We start from the raw sequence: 17,638 nt of genomic DNA on the forward strand, positions 1-17,638 counted from the left end.
GTCCGCGACCGGATGGACCGCGAGTTCGCGCAGCCGCTGAACGTGGAGGCGCTGGCCCGGGACGTGCACATGTCCGCCGGGCACCTCAGCCGGCAGTTCAAGCTCGCGTACGGTGAGTCGCCGTACTCGTACCTGATGACCCGGCGGATCGAGCGCGCGATGGCGCTGCTGCGGCGCGGCGACCTCAGCGTCACCGACGTCTGCTTCGCGGTCGGCTGCGCCTCGCTCGGCACGTTCACCACCCGCTTCACCGAGCTGGTCGGCATGTCCCCGGGTGCCTACCGGCGCGCGTCTGTGCAGGCGGAGTTGCCGTCGTGCGTCGCCAAGGCGGTCACCCGGCCGGTCAGGAATAGAGAAGTCCAGGTCACCGCGGCGACTCTAGGGTGAGCGGCATGGACATCTCCATCAACGCCAGCTTCCTGCCGCAGGACGACCCGGAGGCCGCGCTCGGGTTCTACCGCGACCTGCTCGGCTTCGAGGTCCGCAACGACGTCGGGTACGGCGGCCTGCGGTGGCTGACCGTCGGCCCGCCCGGGCAGCCCGGCACGTCCATCGTGCTCACGCCGCCCGCGGTCGACCCGGGCATCACCGACGACGAGCGCCGCGTCATCACCGAGATGATGGCGAAGGGCACGTACGCCGGCATCCTGCTCGCGACGAAGGACCTGGCGGGCACGTTCGACCGGCTCCAGGCCGCGGACGCGGACATCGTGCAGGAACCGACCGACCAGCCGTACGGGGTGCGCGACTGCGCGGTGCGCGACCCCGCCGGAAACCTGATCCGCATCCAGCAGGCCTGAGGGGTCTCATGAGTCACGTCGCCGACAGCCACGACCTGATCCGGGTGCACGGCGCCCGGGAGAACAACCTCAAGGACATCAGCGTCGAGCTGCCGAAACGACGGCTGACCGTGTTCACCGGCGTGTCCGGATCCGGCAAGAGCTCGCTGGTCTTCGCCACCATCGCGGCCGAGTCACAGCGCATGATCAACGAGACGTACAGCGCGTTCGTCCAGGGCTTCATGCCCACACTGGCCCGGCCGGACGTCGACGTGCTCGACGGGCTGACCACCGCGATCATCGTGGACCAGCAGCGGATGGGCGCCGACCCGCGCTCCACCGTGGGCACCGCCACCGACGCGAACGCGCTGCTGCGCATCCTGTTCAGCCGGATCGGCAAGCCGTACCTCGGCCCGCCCAGCGCGTTCTCGTTCAACACCGCGTCGGTCAGCGGCAGCGGCGCGCTGACCGTCGAACGCGGCGCCGCCACCAAGGCGCAGAAGGCCACGTTCTCCCGGGTCGGCGGCATGTGCGTGCGCTGCGAGGGCCGCGGCACCGTCAACGACATCGACCTCTCGGCACTGTACGACGACACGAAGTCGCTGAGTGAGGGCGCGCTGACCATCCCGGGCTACAGCATGGAGGGCTGGTACGGCCGGATCTTCGCCGGCTCGGGCTGGTTCGACATGGACAAGCCGATCAAGAAGTTCACGAAGAAGGAGATGCACGACCTCCTCTACCGCGAGCCGACGAAGATCAAGGTGGACGGGATCAACCTGACGTACACCGGGCTGATTCCGTCGATCCAGAAGTCGTACCTGTCCAAGGACGTGGAGGCGATGCAGCCGCACATCCGCGCGTTCGTCGAGCGCGCGGTCACGTTCCAGACCTGCCCCGAATGCGACGGCACGCGGCTCAGCGAGGGTGCGCGCGCGTGCAAGATCAAGGGAATCAGCATCGCGGACGCGTGCGCGATGCAGATCTCCGACCTGGCGGCGTGGGCCGCTTCGCTGAAGGAGCCGTCCGTGGCGCCGCTGCTGGACACGCTGCGGCACACGCTCGACTCGTTCACCGAGATCGGGCTGGGATACCTGTCGCTGGAACGGCCGGCGGGCACGCTCTCCGGCGGTGAGGCGCAGCGGGTCAAGATGATCCGGCACCTGGGTTCGTCGCTGACCGACGTCACGTACGTCTTCGACGAGCCGACCACCGGCCTGCACCCGCACGACATCCAGCGGATGAACAACCTGCTGCTCCGGCTGCGCGACAAGGGCAACACGGTGCTGGTCGTCGAGCACAAGCCGGAGACGATCGCGATCGCGGACCACATCGTCGACCTGGGGCCCGGCGCCGGGACCGGCGGGGGTGAGGTGTGCTTCGAGGGCACGGTCGACGGACTGCGTGCCAGTGCCACCGTCACCGGCCGGCACTTCGACGACCGGGCTTCGTTGAAGCCGTCCGTGCGTACACCTACCGGCACAATTGAGATCCGCGGTGCCGAGCTGCACAACCTGCGCGGCGTGGACGTGGACGTGCCGCTCGGCGTGCTGGTCGTGGTGACCGGCGTGGCCGGGTCCGGAAAGAGCTCGCTGATCCACGGCTCGGTCGCTCCGCGGGATGGCGTCGTCGCGATCGACCAAGGTGCGATCCGCGGGTCCCGGCGCAGCAACCCCGCGACGTACACCGGGCTGCTGGAGCCGATCCGGAAGGCGTTCGCGAAGGCCAACGGGGTCAAGCCGGCGCTGTTCAGCGCGAACTCCGAGGGCGCCTGCCCCACGTGCAACGGCAACGGCGTCATCTTCACCGACCTCGGCATGATGGCCGGCGTGGCCACCACCTGCGAGGACTGTGAGGGGAAGCGGTTCCAGGCGTCGGTGCTGGAGTATCAATTCGGCGGGCGGAACATCAGCGAGGTGCTGACCATGCCGGTCGCGGCCGCCACGACGTTCTTCGGCGAGGGCGAGGCCCGGACGCCCGCCGCACACGCGATCCTGACCCGCCTGACTGACGTCGGGCTGGGCTATCTGACGCTCGGGCAGCCGTTGACCACGCTTTCCGGCGGCGAACGCCAGCGCCTGAAGCTCGCCACCCACATGGGCGAGAAGGGCGGCACCTACGTCCTCGACGAGCCCACCGCCGGTCTGCACCTCGCGGATGTGGAACAGCTCCTGGGGCTGCTGGACCGGCTGGTCGACTCCGGCAAGTCGGTCATCGTCATCGAGCATCACCAGGCGGTCATGGCCCACGCCGACTGGATCATCGACCTCGGCCCCGGCGCCGGCCACGACGGCGGAAAAATCGTCTTCGAGGGCACTCCGGAGGCATTGGTCGCGTCACGCGCGACGCTGACCGGCCAGCATCTCGCCGACTACGTCGGCGTTCACAAGCTTTAGACCCATCGAATCTGACATGATCCGAAGATTCCGGACTCGACCAAAATGTGAATCTATCATGCGGCTTGCTTAACAACAAACCATTCTTCGAGCACTTCCGCGGGCGGCCGGTAGTCCAGGCCGGAATGCAGGCGCTGCTTGTTGTAGAAGCCTTCGATGTACCGAATCACTTCCCGGCGTGCTGCCGCCCGCGTGGCGAACTTCCGGTGATGAACGAGCTCGGTCTTCAGCTTCCCGAAGAACGACTCGGCCATCGCGTTGTCGAAGCAGATCCCGGTCCGGCCCACTGATTGCCGGACCTTCAGCCCGGCGAGAACCGACGCAAATTCATGCGACGTGTACTGGCTGCCGCGATCGGAATGGAAGATGGCATCTTTCGGCAAGGGGATCCGTTGTGCGGCCATGCGCATCGCGGCGCTGACCAGGCTGGCCGGATAGCGGATATCGACCGACCAGCCGATCACCATTTTCGAATAGCAGTCGATAACCGAGGCAACGAACAGCGGGCCCTCTTCGGTGTCGATCTGCGTGATGTCACCGACCAGCTTCGCTCCGGGCGCCGCGGCGGTGAAGTCCCGGCCGACCAGGTCCGGGATCGGACCCGCTGCCTGGTTCGCGACCGTCAGGCCCCGGCGCCGCTTCACCTGCACCGGCACCAACTGCTGGGCTCCCATCAGCCGGCGGACCAGATCGTCATCGACAGCCACGCCGCTACGCACGAGTTCCGCGTGCACCCGCCGGTAGCCGTACGTGCGGCCGGAACGGTCGAACACGTCACGCACCAGATCCGAGAGAATCGCACGCCGTGACGCTGACGCCGACACCGGCCGGCCCCACCACTCATAGAATCCAGAACGAGAGACATCCATAACCGCACACATCATCGTCACGCTATAGGCAGCCTTCTCCGCAGCAATAAACGCGAAACGTTCGTCTACCGTTGTTCTCTCGCGAAGAAGGCCGCAGCTTTTTTCAGGAACGCGTTCTCCGACTCCAGCTCACGGATACGCCGCTCCATCTCCGCGACCCGCGCCCGTTCTATCGAACCCCGGGCCTCCGGAGTCTGACCGGAATTCTCCTTCTTGGCCGCAGCCACCCACAACCGCACCGTCTCCGGCACAAGGTTGTAATTGCGAGCCACCTCGGCATACGTACGCCCGCCTTGCTCGTACGCCGCGACGACCTCAGCCCGCAATTCAGGCGAATACTTCACCGGTTTCTTTACCACGTACCGTTCCTCCCAGACGCCACCGCCACCCTACTTGGCGGTGTGTCCGGAGACTTCGGATCACGTCAGTCATCGTCATCGAGCATCACCAGGCGGTCATGGCCCACGCCGACTGGATCATCGACCTGGGTCCCGGCGCCGGCCACGACGGCGGAAAAATCGTCTTCGAGGGCACTCCGGAGGCACTGGTCACGTCACGCGCGACGCTGACCGGCCAACACCTCGCCGACTACGTCGGCGCGCACAAGCTTTAGACCCACCGAATCCACTCATGGCGCGAACGTGCAAGTTATCGCTAACCCGCAGGCCGGCTAATCCTTATTCCTAGATGACGCACCGTTCCTACATAGATTCGCAAATTACACGCGTCGCAGCACCTCAATTAGACTCACATAGACCGTCATGCAAGAGACTCAACTTTTTCAATTTCGAAGGGCTCGTTTCCATTCAGATAAATAACATATCCAGCTTCCCCATCGTCTACCAGATCCTTCGGAACCAACTCCATAACGTACTCAGGCCTAGGCAGAAAGCCAAAGTCGGCTGGCGGGTCATACTTCTCAATGCCAGTAACAATCACTTCAGTCATTGGCACTCCCACAAAACATGAACCTCCCGGCTCCAACTCTTCCGGATTGGGCTCTAGCCGCCATGGCGTATTGCGCCAATCGTAAGCGTCAGAGTCTCGCGCGAACCCCAGCGTGCCGTCCCACAAATTTTCCGAGTCCGGGTCAACCTCTCGCCATGGCCACTCAACCGTCAACCTTCGAGCATTGACGCGTTTGACACGAGTCTCGAACGCTTCAGCAAAGATGGTGAGTCGATCACCAACCGCATAACCGAGCGCCGTCGTCAGCTTGGCACTTTCCATACCTTAGTCATCCTCCTGCCAGAAGAGTGAAAACTCCGTCTTATCCGCCTTGCCGCCAAAGTACCCTGCGCCACCAAACCTCATGCCAGGTCCATTCAACAGCGGGTAACAGGTATCTCGGCAAATATTTCGGGATGTTCCACCGAACGCCACAACCTCGTCCAGCCCGAGACTCTTCAAGATCGTTTCTTCAGCATGCCCCGAACCACCTACCCATCTTTCATTATCGCGCAGCTTCCAGCCGCTCGGCATCTCATCAGCACTGCCATTGATCGCAATGTAGTTCGTCCACTCTTTCGTCTTAGTATTGAACACACCGATCACTGCAGTGAGGTGATCTCAACGAGGACTTGCGGCGCGGTTCTGCTGTAGACACGGGCATATCGGGTCGAAGCGGATGGTGCTGGATATGGGCGTGGAGCCATCGATAGACAGGTTCTTGCGACGGAACAGGTCTACGAGAGGGCTCCACGTGATCGCTTATCCTGCCATGCTCGACGTGCCCAGGGAACTGGTGCGCTACCTTGCCCGGCTGCTGTCCGCCGAACGGCGGGCGAGGGGCACCCGTCGCGGGACACGGTCGTTGACCTGCTTCTACCAGGCGCTGCTGGTCATAGTGTGGTTCCGCAAAGCCGAAGACGCCACGGTGCTGGGCGCCGGGTTCGGGATCTCCCGGGCCACCGTTTACCGGTATCTCGCCGAAGGCATCACCGTGCTGTCCGCCCAGGCACCTGATCTGCATGAGGCGTTACAACGGGCCGCCGACGAGGGCTGGGCGTTCGTCATTCTGGACGGCAAGCTGTTCGACTGTGACCGCCTCGCGGAGACCGCCACCAGCGTGAAGGGCGAGACGATCGACGCCTGGTACTCGGGAAAGCACCGGGACTTCGGCGCGAACGTCCAGGCCGTCATGCGCCCTGACGGGCTGATCATCTGGACCTCACCGTCACTGCCCGGGCATATGCATGATCTCAGCTGCGCTCAGCAGCTGGGCGTCACCGCCGCGTTGAACTGGGCCGCCGCCGAACTGCAGCTGCCGGCCCTCGCCGACGCCGGCTACGAAGGAGCAGGTCACGGCATCAAAACCCCCACCAAACAACCGGCCGGCGGCCGGCAACTCGCGGTGGCGAACCGGACGGTGAACCGGCTGCTACGCGGCCTGCGCTGGCAAGGCGAACGCGGCTTCGCCATCCTCGTCGGCCGCTGGAAAACGCTACGCCATACCACCGCCAGCCCACGACGAATCGGTGACATCGTCGCCGCCGCACTTCACCTCACCCACTTCGAATACCGAATCCTGCCCGAAACTCACTGAGATCACCTCAATATCGGCAAGCGGCCCGATGCGAACAAAGGGAAACTCTTCAGCTACCTCAAATGCCCTACGACCATGAAGCCATTGGCAAATCACAGAGATCACGACGTTGAAGTCTGGAGATGCACCACTTGCCCACAAAATTCTGTAGTTGCGACGATGAATCTCGAAAAAGAATACCCCCTCACCGGCGCCGACATTTAGATAGCAGACTCCTCGATCAGCCTCGACTCGAGCAGTCCAGCCAGACCCACTGTCGGACTCAACGGAGACCAGAAGGCCGCGTTCGGCAATCGCCTCACTAGCAGCATTCGACAATCCGCCCAGTTCAACTATGTCTGAATACAAATTCTTAAGTATTTCATCCACCTGCACTTCACTTCCCTTTGGAACATCCGCACTCAGTCGGCGGATCAGTCCCGACGATGGTGTAGAGCACGGAGTTGGCTTGCCGGTCGCCGCCTCGGTTGAGGCGGCGTCGTTGTGTTTTGCCGGAGGACATCTCGGTCGGGCTGACGCCGCAGAGGGCGGCGAAGGCCGCTTCGCTGGCGAGACGTTGCGGGTTGTCGCCGGCGGCGAGCAGCAGCGCGGCGGCGGTGTCGGGGCCGACGCCCTGGCGGTCGAGCAGGCCTGGTGTGTGGACCCGGACGGTGTCGGTGATGTGCTGGTCGAGGTCGTCGATCTCGGCGGTCAGCGCGATGATCCGGCTGGCGAGCAGCCGGAGGGTGTAGGCCGCGGCGGACATCGCATCGGCCGGTGCGGTGGCGGGCAGCTCTGCGCAGCGACGGAACAGCTTCGGGTTGCTCAGGCCGGCCATGGATGCGCGGAGTTGGGGGTCTGCGCCGACGAGGACGGCTTAAGTTGGTTGATCGTTTGTGAGCGGGACTTGATCGCGGAGGCTTTGGCCAGCTTGAACAGCCGGATCATCTCGACCGGGCCGTCGCCGGTCTTCGCGGTAGCGGTGGCGCGGCCGGACAACACGGCGCGGGCAGCGGTCTCGGCGTCGATGGCATCGGTCTTGCCGCGGCGGCGCCGATCGGCCTTGTCAGGCTGGTTGACCTCGATGATCTGGATGTTCACGGCGTGTAGGTGGCGGGTCAGGGCGGCGCCGTAGGAGTGGGTGCCCTCGATCCCGGCGGACCGGACCTGTCCGAGACTCGCGGCCCAGTCCAGCATCTGCTGGTAGCCGTCGGCGGTCGCGGCGGAGGTGCGGCTGCCGAGGAGCATACCCGCCGCGCTGACCACGGCGGCGGCGTGGAAGTCCTTGTGCGTGTCGACGCCGAGGACCGCCTCGGTGCGGGCGCCGGTCTGGCTGATGGCAGGTGGGTGGGAGATTCTGGACATGGTGGTGCGGGCTCCTGATGCCTCGGGGGGACGGACGGCCGTCGCCGGGCCGGCGTGAGGCGGTCAGGACTGTGATGGCGCCCTGTTAGCGGCAAGGCTCCTATCGGGACACGCCCTGCCGGTCCGGCGGCGGCAGGCACCACCCGGGACCCGAGGGCCGACAGATCAAACTCAAGGCACCGAAGGCCAGTCGTAACGCGGGTCAGGCCCCAGGGCACCGGGTGGCACCTGATCATCCTCACAGTCGTAGCGGGTGGCGACGCCGCGGTGGCGTTTGAGGCGGTTGATGCCACGTTCGACGGCGTGGCGCTGCCGGTAGAGGACCGGATCGAAGCCAGGTGGGCGGCCGCCCTCGGATCCTTTGGCCTTGCGGTGGGCGTCCTGATCTTTCTTGGACCGGATGCAGGCCTTGATCCCGCGCCGGCGCAGGTGTTCCCGGTTCGCTTCCAGGGTGTAGGCGTTGTCGGCCAGGACCCGGTCCGGGCCGGTCCGTGGCCGCCCGGCCGTGGGGCGGGCGACGCGGATCTTTTCCAGGACCGGGATGAACTGCGGGCTGTCACCGCGCCGGCCTGCGGTCACGACCGCCGCCATGACTTTCTGGCCCTGCTCGCAGCCAGATGTGTCTTCGTGGTCAGCCCGCCCCTCGACCTGCCGAATGCATGGTCGTCTGGTTCGGTGTGCACGCCGCCGGGTGGTTCCTTCTGTGACTGCCCATCTCGGCGGGCACCAGCAGCATGCTGGTGAGCGCGGCTGGTCGTCGAGTCGATGCTGACGTCCCAGTCGATACGGCCGGCCGCGTCGGCGTCGGTCTGCAACGCGGACAGGATCTTGTCCTAGGTCCCGTCCCGCTGCCACCGGCGGAACAGCCCGTAGATCGTCTGCCACGGCGCATATTCGGCGGGTACGTCACGCCACGGCGAGCCGACCCGGATCCGCCACCGCATCGTCGATGAGCTGCCGTATCTCCCATTTCAGCGGCCGGCCCCGCGTCGGCGCGGCAGGCAGCAGCGGCGCCAGCCGCTGCCACTGCACGTCGGTCAGATCGTGCCGGCTCGTCAACGATAAGGTGGCCACGAGGTCTCCGGTATGAAGTTCTGCTTGGTCGCTGAACCAACTACCGGAGACCTCGCCCTTTATCGACCACCGCCACGCCGCGACTTGACCACACCGACTTCTGAAAAACGCCCTAGAGGCGGCCAAGGCTGCCCAGTAACTGCCACCATTGGTCGCCTCTCAACGCGCCCGTAAGCCTCAGATATGAGGGTCCACACACTTCATTTAAAAAGAAGTTTTCAAGGCTGGTATCTACCTGCTCAAATCGATCGCTCATCCACCACGTCACACCGGCATCCGGGAAGGTCCAAACGCTTCCGTCCGCACGCTTAATGAACCATGGTTCGTCGCTGATAACTCCAACACAATACCAGTCTTCCCGATTCAGCGGAATTGCGGACCCCTCGGGCGGTTCGGTATAGAATTGCATCCCAGTCACAGTTTGTGAGTCAAAAAGCACAGCCGGTCCGCAGATGAATCCATCCGCCACTTCAAGGAATTCGATGTAGGTCGGCGGTGCATCGACGACCGTCGATGTCGCCATGGATGGCGCCGGCATGGAGTTCATCATCGACCACTCCCGCTCCGATGGCAGAGCTGCACGGATGGCCTCCACGACGGCGACGACTTCCGGTGAGATCATGATGGCCCTTCAATGATAATTTTGATGGGAGTGTAGTCAGGCAGGCCCCGGATTTGCGGCCAGATCTGCCGCATACCGATCTGCTGGTTGGTGAACCTGTCGAGCATACGCAAGTTGCCGGAAGCATCGGGTCCACCAAGCTGAAGTTCCCACACATGATCCGGGTCCATACGGGTAAGAATCCGACTCTTTAAGGCATCGGCGAATCCGCGATTGGTTGCCCCGTACTGATCGTAGACACGCCGAATGAGATCAGCTTTGTATTTTCCTGTCACAGACGGGTCACGACTAACAGGATTGGGGGCCTTGAACAGCTTGCCGGCATCACTAAGGGCTTGCAGCTCAGCAGCTTTGCGGTTGAATTCAGCCTTTGGCATTCCAGGCTGCCAACTGACCGTTACCTCGACAGGCTCGCCGCCACAGTTGTTGTTATGTACGAGTACCGGTTCGTTGTCGGCGAGCACATAGTACGTGTGGATGTCGCTGACGGTGAGGTTGTGGACCGTTGTGGAGGGGGTGGTCCAGCGGTCGACGGCGGTGATCTGAATCCAGGTGCCGGCGCTTGTGTGGAGCCATTGGCCAGGCTGCAGGTCGGTGGCGTCCAGCCATTGGCCGAGTTCGGGTACCCAGAAGGGGTGGCCGTCGGTTGCGGTGATCACTGCCGTTTCGGTGCCGTGCTCGCCGTCGGTGTCGATGACGACCTTGACCAGGTGCTTGATGCCGTGGCCGGTGATCGTCGCAGTTACCGTCTTGGGCTCGGTCTCGCCGGTCTCGGCTTCGGTGGCCTGGACGATGTCGCCGGTCTTGACGTCCTCGATCGGCTTGGTGGTGCCGTCCGCCATGAGGACCCGGGTGCCCGGAACGAAGCTGTTGCCGGACGTCGGACAGCTCCCGCCCCCGCCGCTGCTGCCGCCGTCGCTGCGACCGCCGCCGCTGGCGTTGTCGCCCTTGGATGCCGGCGCCGCCGGTTTGTTCCCACCGCCGCCGTTGCCGGCGGCGGAAGAACTGGTTGGGTTGGCTTTTGCTTGGGAGCTCTTCTGTGCGGGGTTGCCGGTCTTTTTGGTCATGTCGGCGGCCTTGGCGCTGGTGGTCTTCGCCAGATCAGCAGCCTTCTTCGCCGCGGCCTGGGCGGCCTTCTTCGCCTTCTCCGCAGCAAGCTTCTTAGCCGCGATGAACGCTGCCTCGGCGGCCTTGGCCGCTGCCATGACCCGTTCGGCAATTTTGCGGGCGGTCTGCCACGCGCGGACGGCGGAGATCGTCAGGTCGATGGCCTTGGCGATCTTCGGGATCTTGGCGATCTTGCCCCACGGGACAGCACCGATGATCAGGCTGCCGCACGCCCACATGTCGCCGCCGAAGCAGTTGATCGCGTCGTTGATGCCCAGGAACTCGGCCAGGATGTTCCACGCCGCGCCCAGGATCACCGACACCAGCGACGAGTTCATCGCCGCCTGCGCCTGCGCCACCTGCGCCGTCGACAGACCCGCACCCTTGTACGCGGCGTCCATCTCCGACGCCGACAACGACACCGACAGACCGGAGGGGTCGGAGAGGGTCATCGGGTTGTTGTGGGCGTAGGAGTAGCCGTTGTTCTGTACCGGGTCCGCCAGGTCCAGCAGCGGGTCCGCGGACAGGAACCGGCCTGCCACCGGGTCATACAGACGCGCACCCAGCGGCACGTAACCCGAAGCGTCATCCGGAGTCGCGCCGAGGTAGCCGGCCTTCGTCTCCATCTTCGAACCCAGCGTCGCCACGCCGCGCTGGTTACCGAACGGGTCCTGCTTACGGATCCGGGTCTCCATCCCGTCCGCCAGCGCGACCTCAGCAGACGGCGTGCCCTGCGGATCGGAAGCAACGGCGACCATGCCGGAACCGGATGCGTTGGTGTAGCGCATCACCCCACCACCAGGGGCGGCATAGTTGCGCTGCGCGGAGACCTGCACACCACCGGTCTGCACCGTCAGCGTCGTCTCGCCCAGCATCAGCGTCGCCTGACGGCCCTGAACGGTGATCAGGCGCGAGCCGCCGGGGCCGTAGATGTGACGGGTCTGGTTCTGCGGCTCCCACTTCTGCTCACCACCCGTGCCACACGTCGCCAGCACAACCGGAGTGCCATTCGCACCCGACGTGTTCTGCACCGCGATACACAGACCGGACGGCTGGTGGATCAGCTGACCCGAAGCATTCCGGGCCACCTGCTGCACGGCGGTACCGTCGCACCTCTGCACCTGCACCGCGGAACCCGCAGCCGAACCGGCCGGGACGACACACCAGTCCTGGAAGATCGACAGCGTGCCCAGATTCGGATTCGACTGACCCGGGACCGGGGTGAACGTGAACTTCTGCGCCAGGCTGCCGTTACACGCGGTGGACTGCAGCGGCACACCCGCCGCCGGCACACCCGACTTCAGGTCCAGGCACTTACCGGCCTGACCCACGTATTCGGTCTTGCCCGTCCCGCCCTGGCCGGTGATCGACTCGATCTGGCCGTCGTAGGTCCAGGACAGCTCCTGCTTGTCGCCGTTCTGGATCGACGTGACCGACTTCGTCTCACCGGTCAGCTCATAAAGCCGCGTCGCCTCCGCCGTCACCTGCGCGCCGGCCGGCGTCGTGAACTTCTTGCCGACTTTCGTCAACGTCCGCGGCTGCGCACCACCGGCACCGCCGTAGGAGTAGGTCGTGGTCGCGTCCTTGGCGGTGTCGCCGGTCAGGTCCTTCTCGACCAGCTTCGTACGGTTGCCGAGCAGGTCGTAGGTGTACTCCTGCCAGTAACCGGTCTTGTCGACGCCCGCACCGGCCAGCACCGTGCCGTCCGTGGTGACCGGGCCGGAGCCGCACGTCATCACGTTCTTCGACGTCCACGCCTTCGTCAGCTGGCCACGCGCGTCATACGTGAAGCACTGCCGCTCCTCGATGCCGGTGCTGCGCTCCTGGATGTCGGTGATGTTCCCGGCCGCGTCGTACGCGTAGTCACGCTGCGACACCAGGTTCCCGGACACCAGCAGCTTGTTGCCGGTCTGCTCCCGGAAGACCTGACTGCGCTTCAGCTCACCGCTGGCCTCGTCATAATCCGCCAAAGCCCAGACACGGTACGGCTGCGAGCCCAGCGTCGACCGGACCACCTGCCCGTACGGCGAGTAGACGGTTTCTGTCCCGTACCAGTCCTGGCCGGACACCGACAGCGGCAGGCCGTCGTTGGAGTACCGGACCAGCAGCTTCTCCGACGGCAGGCTGCCGACCGCGGGCAGCACCGACGACTCCGGCAGACCCGTGTCCGTGTAGGTGTACGAGTACGTGTACGAGGTCTTGAAACCCCACGTGTCCGCCACCGACTGCGGCAACGTCAGCGTCGTCGACGTCGGCTGGTAGTCGTTGGTGTAGCCGCCGACCGTCTGCGTGTACGCCTCGTTGTTCGTGTACCGCGTCACCGACGCCGGCAGACCGACACCACCCGGCGCGCTGTCATACGTGTAGCCGGCCAGCAGCTGACCGGTGGCCGAGCCGAGTCGCTGCTCGATCGGCCGGGACAGCTCGTCGTACCCGGTCCACGTCTTCACCCCACGCGCGTTCGTCGTGGTCACCGGACGATCGCGGTGGTCGTACGTGGTCGTCGACGTGCCCGCGTCCGGGTCCGACGAGGTGATCATGCGGCCGCGCTGGTCGAAGCCCCACGACCACGGCCGCGTCGGGTCCTCCGAGTGGAGTGCCTTGACCATCTGGCCGCGCGTGTCGAACTCGTACCGCATGCTCGTGAACGTCGTCCGCGCCGCGTCCGTGAACGTGTCGATCCGGGTGGTGCGCCCGTTCGCGTCGGACCAGATCCGGTAGGAGCTGGAACCGGCCGGGTTGATCACGGTCGAGTGGTCGAGGCCGTACTCGTAGCGGGTGGCCCGCTCCGGCTTCGCCGAACCGTTCAGGACCGGCAGTTCCTCAAGGACACGACCCATGCCGTCGTACGTGTAGCGCGTCATGTTCGGGATCGCCGTGTCCGCGAGCGGCGTGAACAGCGAACCCTCCGGCTTACCGGTGGCGAAGTACGCGTTGTTGGACTGCCACACCTCGCCGGAGCTGTTGTACAGCGTGTCGGTGATCAGCCGGCCGCCGCCGACCGCCTCCTCCTGCGACTGCCGCTCCCGGCCGAGGCCGTCGTACAGCGTGACCGACACCTGGGTCTTGTTCTCGTGCCCGCGCGTGTACGTCGTGACGTACGGTGGCGATCCGGCCGGGGTGGTGTAGACGGCCTTGAAGTCCGGCAGCGTCGTCGCGGTCGGTGTGCGTCCCGGCGACCACGCCTCGATCAGCCGGCCGAGCGCGTCGAAGCGGGCCTCGCTGACGTGCTTGTTCAGGTCGGTGGTCTTGAGCGTGACCGCGCGGCCGGGCTCGACCTCCTGGGTCTGCTCGTGGCCGAGCGAGTTCTTCGTGGTGATCCAGAAGGCCTGGCCGGTCGCCGGCCGGTACGTCATCGTGGACTTCTTGCCGTCCACGTCCGTGGTGGCGACCACCCGGCCGATCGCGTCGAATTCGGTGGTGCCGGCGGACTGGAAGCCGGTCCCGTCCGCCTTCAGCGAGAGCGTCTCGGTGACGAGGCCACGCGAGTCGTTCGCCGGCGCGATCCCGAACGCCTTGCCGTCATAGGCGGTGCGTCCGCCACCGGCCAGGGACTTCAGGTCGGTCCACGTCGCGTCCTCGCACAGCGTCGGGCTGGCCAGCATCTCCTGGGTCAGGCCGATCAGGTTGCGGCTGGTCTGGTGGTAGTAGGTCGTCCTGGTGCACGACTCGTCGCCGGACCTGCCGGTGTCGCCGAGCGATTCGATCTGCGTCGGCAGCCCGTACGTACCCTCGAAGGTGGTCCTGGTTTCGACCTCGCGGATCGTGCGCTTGTCGTCGCCGTTGCCGGAGGAGCGGGCCCACGACTTCTGCCGTGGCTCGGTGATCCGCCACGCGATCAGCGGGCTGACCTCGTCGGCCCGGTTGCGCCGGGCGAGTTCCGTGGCCTCCGGGTACGTGACGGAGCGGGTCAGCCAGTCGCCGTCCGCGGCGGTGGCCGACGAGTAGGTCAGCTCCTCCGCGACCCGGCCGGCGAACGGCTCCCGGTCCTTGGCGATCTCGACGCCCGCGCTGTCCTTGACCGAGCGGTCGTCGCCGAGGCCCTGGAAGTAGCGGGTGACGGCCTTGGTGCGGCGGCTGCCGATGGCCGGGTCGTCGACGCCGGACAGCACGGTGGTCCTGGCGAACCCGGCGAACTGCGAGTACGTCCGGGTGGACTTCTTGGAGAATTCGGCGTCGGCCAGGCGCCAGGCCGCGCCGTCGTACTCGTACGCGGTCTTCGTGCCGTGCGCGCCGGAGACGTTCGGCAACTCCTCCACGGACTCGACGACGTACTTGTGGAACCAGTCGATGTCCTCGACGGCCGGGTCCGGGTGCCAGTAGGTCGGGTAGCAGAGCCGGTCGTTGCTCTTCAGCAGCGCGGTCTGGTCCTTGCGCGGCAGGTTCTGCCCGGTGGCGCAGTCCCCCGCCGGTGCCTTGTACGACACGACGGTCTCGCCGCCGTACTCGTTGATCACGCGGGCGATGCGCAGCCGGGAGAAGCTGGGGCGGCTGTCGTCCTTGACCCGGTTCGGCATGTCCTCCGGGTTGGACTCGAACCGGACCGGGTTCAGCGTGATCTTCTGACCTGCGGCACCGGCCCGGTCGTAGCCGGTGCGCAGGATCGACTCCAGCCACAGCGCGGTGTTCGGGCCGGTCTTCAGGACCGGGAAGGACTGCCGCAGCTGGTACTCGTCGACGGTCTGCCGGGCGGTGCTGTGCTCGTACCGCTGGGCGGAGGTGGTGATCTTGTCGAGGCGCTTGCGCGAGTAGAACGACGGGTTCGCGTTCCAGCACTGCTTACCGGCCACACAGTTGAGGTCGGCGGGCGTGTCGTACCAGATGCGGTACTTGCCCGGGTCCTTCGACGCGAAGTTCGCGTCGGTGCAGGTCAGGCCGTCCTCGTCGAAGCAGCGCTCGGCCACGGTGAAGGCCACGCTGGCCGGCGCGGACGCGGAGAAGAGCGAGTCGCGGCGCTGGCCGTAGTCGATGCGGGTGAGGTAGCCGCCGCGGTCGTAGGCGACCGGCTTGTTCCAGCCGAAGTTCCGGGCGTAGTAGCCGCCCTCCTTCTCCCACCAGAAGCTCATCGCGTTGCCGTGCACGTCCTCGACGTAGTCGAGCGACCAGCGCCAGCCCTGATAGCAGTGCGAGTCGGCGAACTTGAGCTGGTAGCAGTCCTCGTTCGAGTGGTTGCCGAACACGGGGACGTTGAGCACGGAGTTGGTCTCCGGCTTCCCGGCGGCCCAGCCGGGCAGCCGGTTCATGCCGAAGTGGTACCTGGTGCCGTCCCGCGTGGTGACGACCCAGTACTCGCCCTTCCAGGCCCCGTTGCCGCTCTTGTCGTCCTTGACCTGGGTGATGACGGAGCCGTCGCCGTTCGCGGTGGTCCACTTGTTGTCGTCCCAGACCAGCTCCGTGGTCGAGCCACCGAGCGAGAGCGTCGCGTTGTTGGAGCCCCAGCACATGTCGCCGGAGCGGTGGTTCTTGTTGTTCGCGCCGGCCGTCTTGGAGTCCTGCGCGCAGCTGGTGTACGTGCGGGTGATCGAGCCGGCGCTGTAGTCCCAGCCGTCACCGATCCAGGACGACTGGTTGTTCGTGGCGGACGTGCGGCCGTCCACGGTCTGCGACGAGTAGCCGAGCGCGACCTTCGGGTTCAGGCCACCGGCGGTCTCCGGCACGTGCACCTGGTACGAGTAGGTGAACGCGCCCGAGGACTGACCGGCGGCCCAGGAGCCGGAGGAGAGCAGCGGCGTGGCGGTGAAGTCGCCGGAGGAGGAGGCGCCGGTGTCCAGCGCGCCGACGACACCGGACGACGCGGCGGCGGCACGGGCGTTCGCGGCGGCGGGCGCGCCGTCGAGCAGCCCGGACAGCGGCACGGCACCGGTGACCACACGACGCTCGCCGGCGGCGCTGCGCGCGTTCGCCGGGGGCGGGATCACCTCGACGTCGCTCGGCACCGCCGGGGCGGGGTCCTCGGTGCTGGGCGCGCACTCGCCGGTGGTCGGTGCGTCGTAGACGCAGTCGGGCAGCAGCATCATGCCGAACCGGTCGGCGGCCTGCGGTCCGTACAGGTCGGCGAAGGTGGTGTAGTCGACGGTCAGCGCGACCGACGCGGCCGGGTCCGCGGCGGCGGGCGGCGTGACCTTCATGATCAGACCGGGTACGCCGGCGGTCTGTGACGTCTCCGGCGCGGCCAGGTCGACCTTCCACAGCCCGGCCAGGGCGGCCGGGTCGCCGCCCTCCGGCACACCGACCGAGACGGGCGTGCCGGCGATCGGCAACGACTCGCCGGCCTCGACCCCGGTCAGGTCGACCTCACCGGCACCGGCCCGCCACGGCGTGACCGCCTTGGGCGCGTACGGCTCGATCTCGTTCTCGGGCTTGGTGGTGAGGTCTTTCCGCGCCTCTTCGTTCTCGGCGAGCGGTTTGATCTCCGGCAGCTCCGGCAGCTCGACCGTGCTCTGGCCGCGCACCGGGTTGTCCGGCGGGAGGGCCAGGCCCTGCGAGGCCGTGCCGGTGACGACCAGCGTGGTGGTCAGCACGCCGATGAGAAGGGTGCGGGCGCGACGCCGCCAAAGACCCGTGGAACGCATTGGTGTCGACTCCCGCCGGTAGGCACCACAAGGGACACGCCACTGATGGCGCGCGCTCGGGCACTATGCGCGACGTTGCATGTCGACTCAAGATCACATGGAGTGACTTGATGATCTTGAGCGTGATCCGGGCCACGGCACTATTACCAATCAACTATGACGATCAGCCGCTTCCCCGTGAAACACATTTTTCTCCCCAGGGCAGACATCTCGGACAGTAAATCGGTCAGACGACGATGAGGCGGCCATCACTATCGGTGATTCATGTTTTGCATAACAGCTTGATAACACCCGCCCGCATGATCCAGCGTGCGATCGTATGCGCGTTTTCGA

The 17,638-nt window shown here is 65.8% G+C and carries 12 protein-coding genes and 2 pseudogenes; 5 read left to right on the plus strand and 9 right to left on the minus strand.

All coding sequences use genetic code 11. The features are described from left to right. Positions 1-12 precede the first annotated feature (12 nt). From J2S44_RS13955 to J2S44_RS13965, 3 genes are read left to right on the plus strand one after another with little or no spacing between them, the layout of a single operon-like run. Positions 13-387 carry a helix-turn-helix transcriptional regulator gene (locus tag J2S44_RS13955; RefSeq protein ID WP_310429652.1) on the plus strand — a complete coding sequence of 125 codons (375 nt, stop codon included), beginning with the start codon at positions 13-15 and terminating at the stop codon, positions 385-387. Between the two features lie 5 nt (positions 388-392). Further along, entirely contained in the window at positions 393-800 is a 408-nt protein-coding gene (locus J2S44_RS13960) for a VOC family protein (RefSeq protein ID WP_310413105.1), read from the plus strand. 8 nt (positions 801-808) lie between these two features. Further along, a complete protein-coding gene (locus J2S44_RS13965; RefSeq protein WP_310413108.1) occupies positions 809-3,172 on the plus strand; it encodes an ATP-binding cassette domain-containing protein in 2,364 nt (787 codons plus the stop codon). A 56-nt stretch (positions 3,173-3,228) separates the two neighbouring features. Here J2S44_RS13965 and J2S44_RS13970 read toward each other — a convergent pair whose 3' ends face one another. Together J2S44_RS13970 and J2S44_RS13975 are read right to left on the minus strand one after the other, a co-directional pair. Further along, positions 3,229-4,089, minus strand: coding sequence for an IS3 family transposase (locus J2S44_RS13970; RefSeq protein ID WP_310429655.1), 861 nt, complete (start codon positions 4,087-4,089; stop codon positions 3,229-3,231). 17 nt (positions 4,090-4,106) lie between these two features. After that, positions 4,107-4,400 carry a transposase gene (locus tag J2S44_RS13975; protein WP_310413111.1) on the minus strand — a complete coding sequence of 98 codons (294 nt, stop codon included), beginning with the start codon at positions 4,398-4,400 and terminating at the stop codon, positions 4,107-4,109. 65 nt (positions 4,401-4,465) lie between these two features. Between J2S44_RS13975 and J2S44_RS13980 the strand changes: the two are divergent. After that, positions 4,466-4,654: pseudogene (locus J2S44_RS13980) on the plus strand (hypothetical protein); the annotation flags it as partial. Positions 4,655-4,800: 146 nt separating this feature from the next. Here the strand turns inward: J2S44_RS13980 and J2S44_RS13985 are convergent. Next, positions 4,801-5,271, minus strand: a complete 471-nt coding sequence (locus J2S44_RS13985; protein WP_310413118.1) for a hypothetical protein — start codon at positions 5,269-5,271, stop codon at positions 4,801-4,803. Positions 5,272-5,274: 3 nt separating this feature from the next. Further along, positions 5,275-5,595 carry a hypothetical protein gene (locus J2S44_RS13990; protein ID WP_310413121.1) on the minus strand — a complete coding sequence of 107 codons (321 nt, stop codon included), beginning with the start codon at positions 5,593-5,595 and terminating at the stop codon, positions 5,275-5,277. Between the two features lie 166 nt (positions 5,596-5,761). Between J2S44_RS13990 and J2S44_RS13995 the strand changes: the two genes are divergently transcribed. Further along, positions 5,762-6,586, plus strand: a complete 825-nt coding sequence (locus J2S44_RS13995) for a transposase family protein (protein WP_310413124.1) — start codon at positions 5,762-5,764, stop codon at positions 6,584-6,586. Positions 6,587-6,962: 376 nt separating this feature from the next. On the opposite strand, the gene J2S44_RS14000 is transcribed toward J2S44_RS13995, so the two are convergent. From J2S44_RS14000 to J2S44_RS14020, 5 genes and pseudogenes are all read right to left on the minus strand, one after another. After that, the gene (locus J2S44_RS14000) at positions 6,963-7,403 is read right to left on the minus strand and encodes a transposase (protein WP_310413127.1); all 441 of its coding nucleotides are present in this window, start codon (positions 7,401-7,403) and stop codon (positions 6,963-6,965) included. Further along, positions 7,391-7,930: an IS110 family transposase gene (locus J2S44_RS14005; protein WP_310413130.1), complete on the minus strand. Its 540-nt coding sequence runs from the start codon at positions 7,928-7,930 to the stop codon at positions 7,391-7,393. Before J2S44_RS14005 ends, J2S44_RS14000 begins: the two co-directional genes overlap by 13 nt. 171 nt (positions 7,931-8,101) lie before the next feature. Beyond that, a pseudogene (locus J2S44_RS14010) lies at positions 8,102-9,004 on the minus strand (IS5 family transposase). 112 nt (positions 9,005-9,116) lie between these two features. Continuing rightward, on the minus strand, positions 9,117-9,626 hold the full coding sequence (locus tag J2S44_RS14015; protein ID WP_310413133.1) for a hypothetical protein: 510 nt from the start codon (positions 9,624-9,626) through the stop codon (positions 9,117-9,119). After that, positions 9,623-17,305 (minus strand): ricin-type beta-trefoil lectin domain protein, encoded by a 7,683-nt coding sequence (locus J2S44_RS14020; RefSeq protein ID WP_374727840.1) that lies wholly within the window; start codon positions 17,303-17,305, stop codon positions 9,623-9,625. The genes J2S44_RS14015 and J2S44_RS14020 overlap by 4 nt, the downstream gene beginning before the upstream one ends. Positions 17,306-17,638 lie beyond the last annotated feature (333 nt).

The organism is Catenuloplanes niger (assembly GCF_031458255.1).
Lineage (GTDB): Bacteria > Actinomycetota > Actinomycetes > Mycobacteriales > Micromonosporaceae > Catenuloplanes > Catenuloplanes niger.

Excerpts from the sequence above, each read along its gene's own strand:
- J2S44_RS13955 (WP_310429652.1), top strand. The coding sequence starts at position 13 with ATGGACCGCGAGTTCGCGCAGCCGCTGAACGTGGAGGCGCTGGCCCGG.
- J2S44_RS13960 (WP_310413105.1), top strand. The coding sequence starts at position 393 with ATGGACATCTCCATCAACGCCAGCTTCCTGCCGCAGGACGACCCGGAG.
- J2S44_RS13965 (WP_310413108.1), top strand. The coding sequence starts at position 809 with ATGAGTCACGTCGCCGACAGCCACGACCTGATCCGGGTGCACGGCGCC.
- J2S44_RS13985 (WP_310413118.1), bottom strand. The coding sequence starts at position 5,271 with ATGGAAAGTGCCAAGCTGACGACGGCGCTCGGTTATGCGGTTGGTGAT.
- J2S44_RS13995 (WP_310413124.1), top strand. The coding sequence starts at position 5,762 with ATGCTCGACGTGCCCAGGGAACTGGTGCGCTACCTTGCCCGGCTGCTG.
- J2S44_RS14000 (WP_310413127.1), bottom strand. The coding sequence starts at position 7,403 with ATGGCCGGCCTGAGCAACCCGAAGCTGTTCCGTCGCTGCGCAGAGCTG.
- J2S44_RS14005 (WP_310413130.1), bottom strand. The coding sequence starts at position 7,930 with ATGTCCAGAATCTCCCACCCACCTGCCATCAGCCAGACCGGCGCCCGC.
- J2S44_RS14015 (WP_310413133.1), bottom strand. The coding sequence starts at position 9,626 with ATGATCTCACCGGAAGTCGTCGCCGTCGTGGAGGCCATCCGTGCAGCT.
- J2S44_RS14020 (WP_374727840.1), bottom strand. The coding sequence starts at position 17,305 with ATGCGTTCCACGGGTCTTTGGCGGCGTCGCGCCCGCACCCTTCTCATC.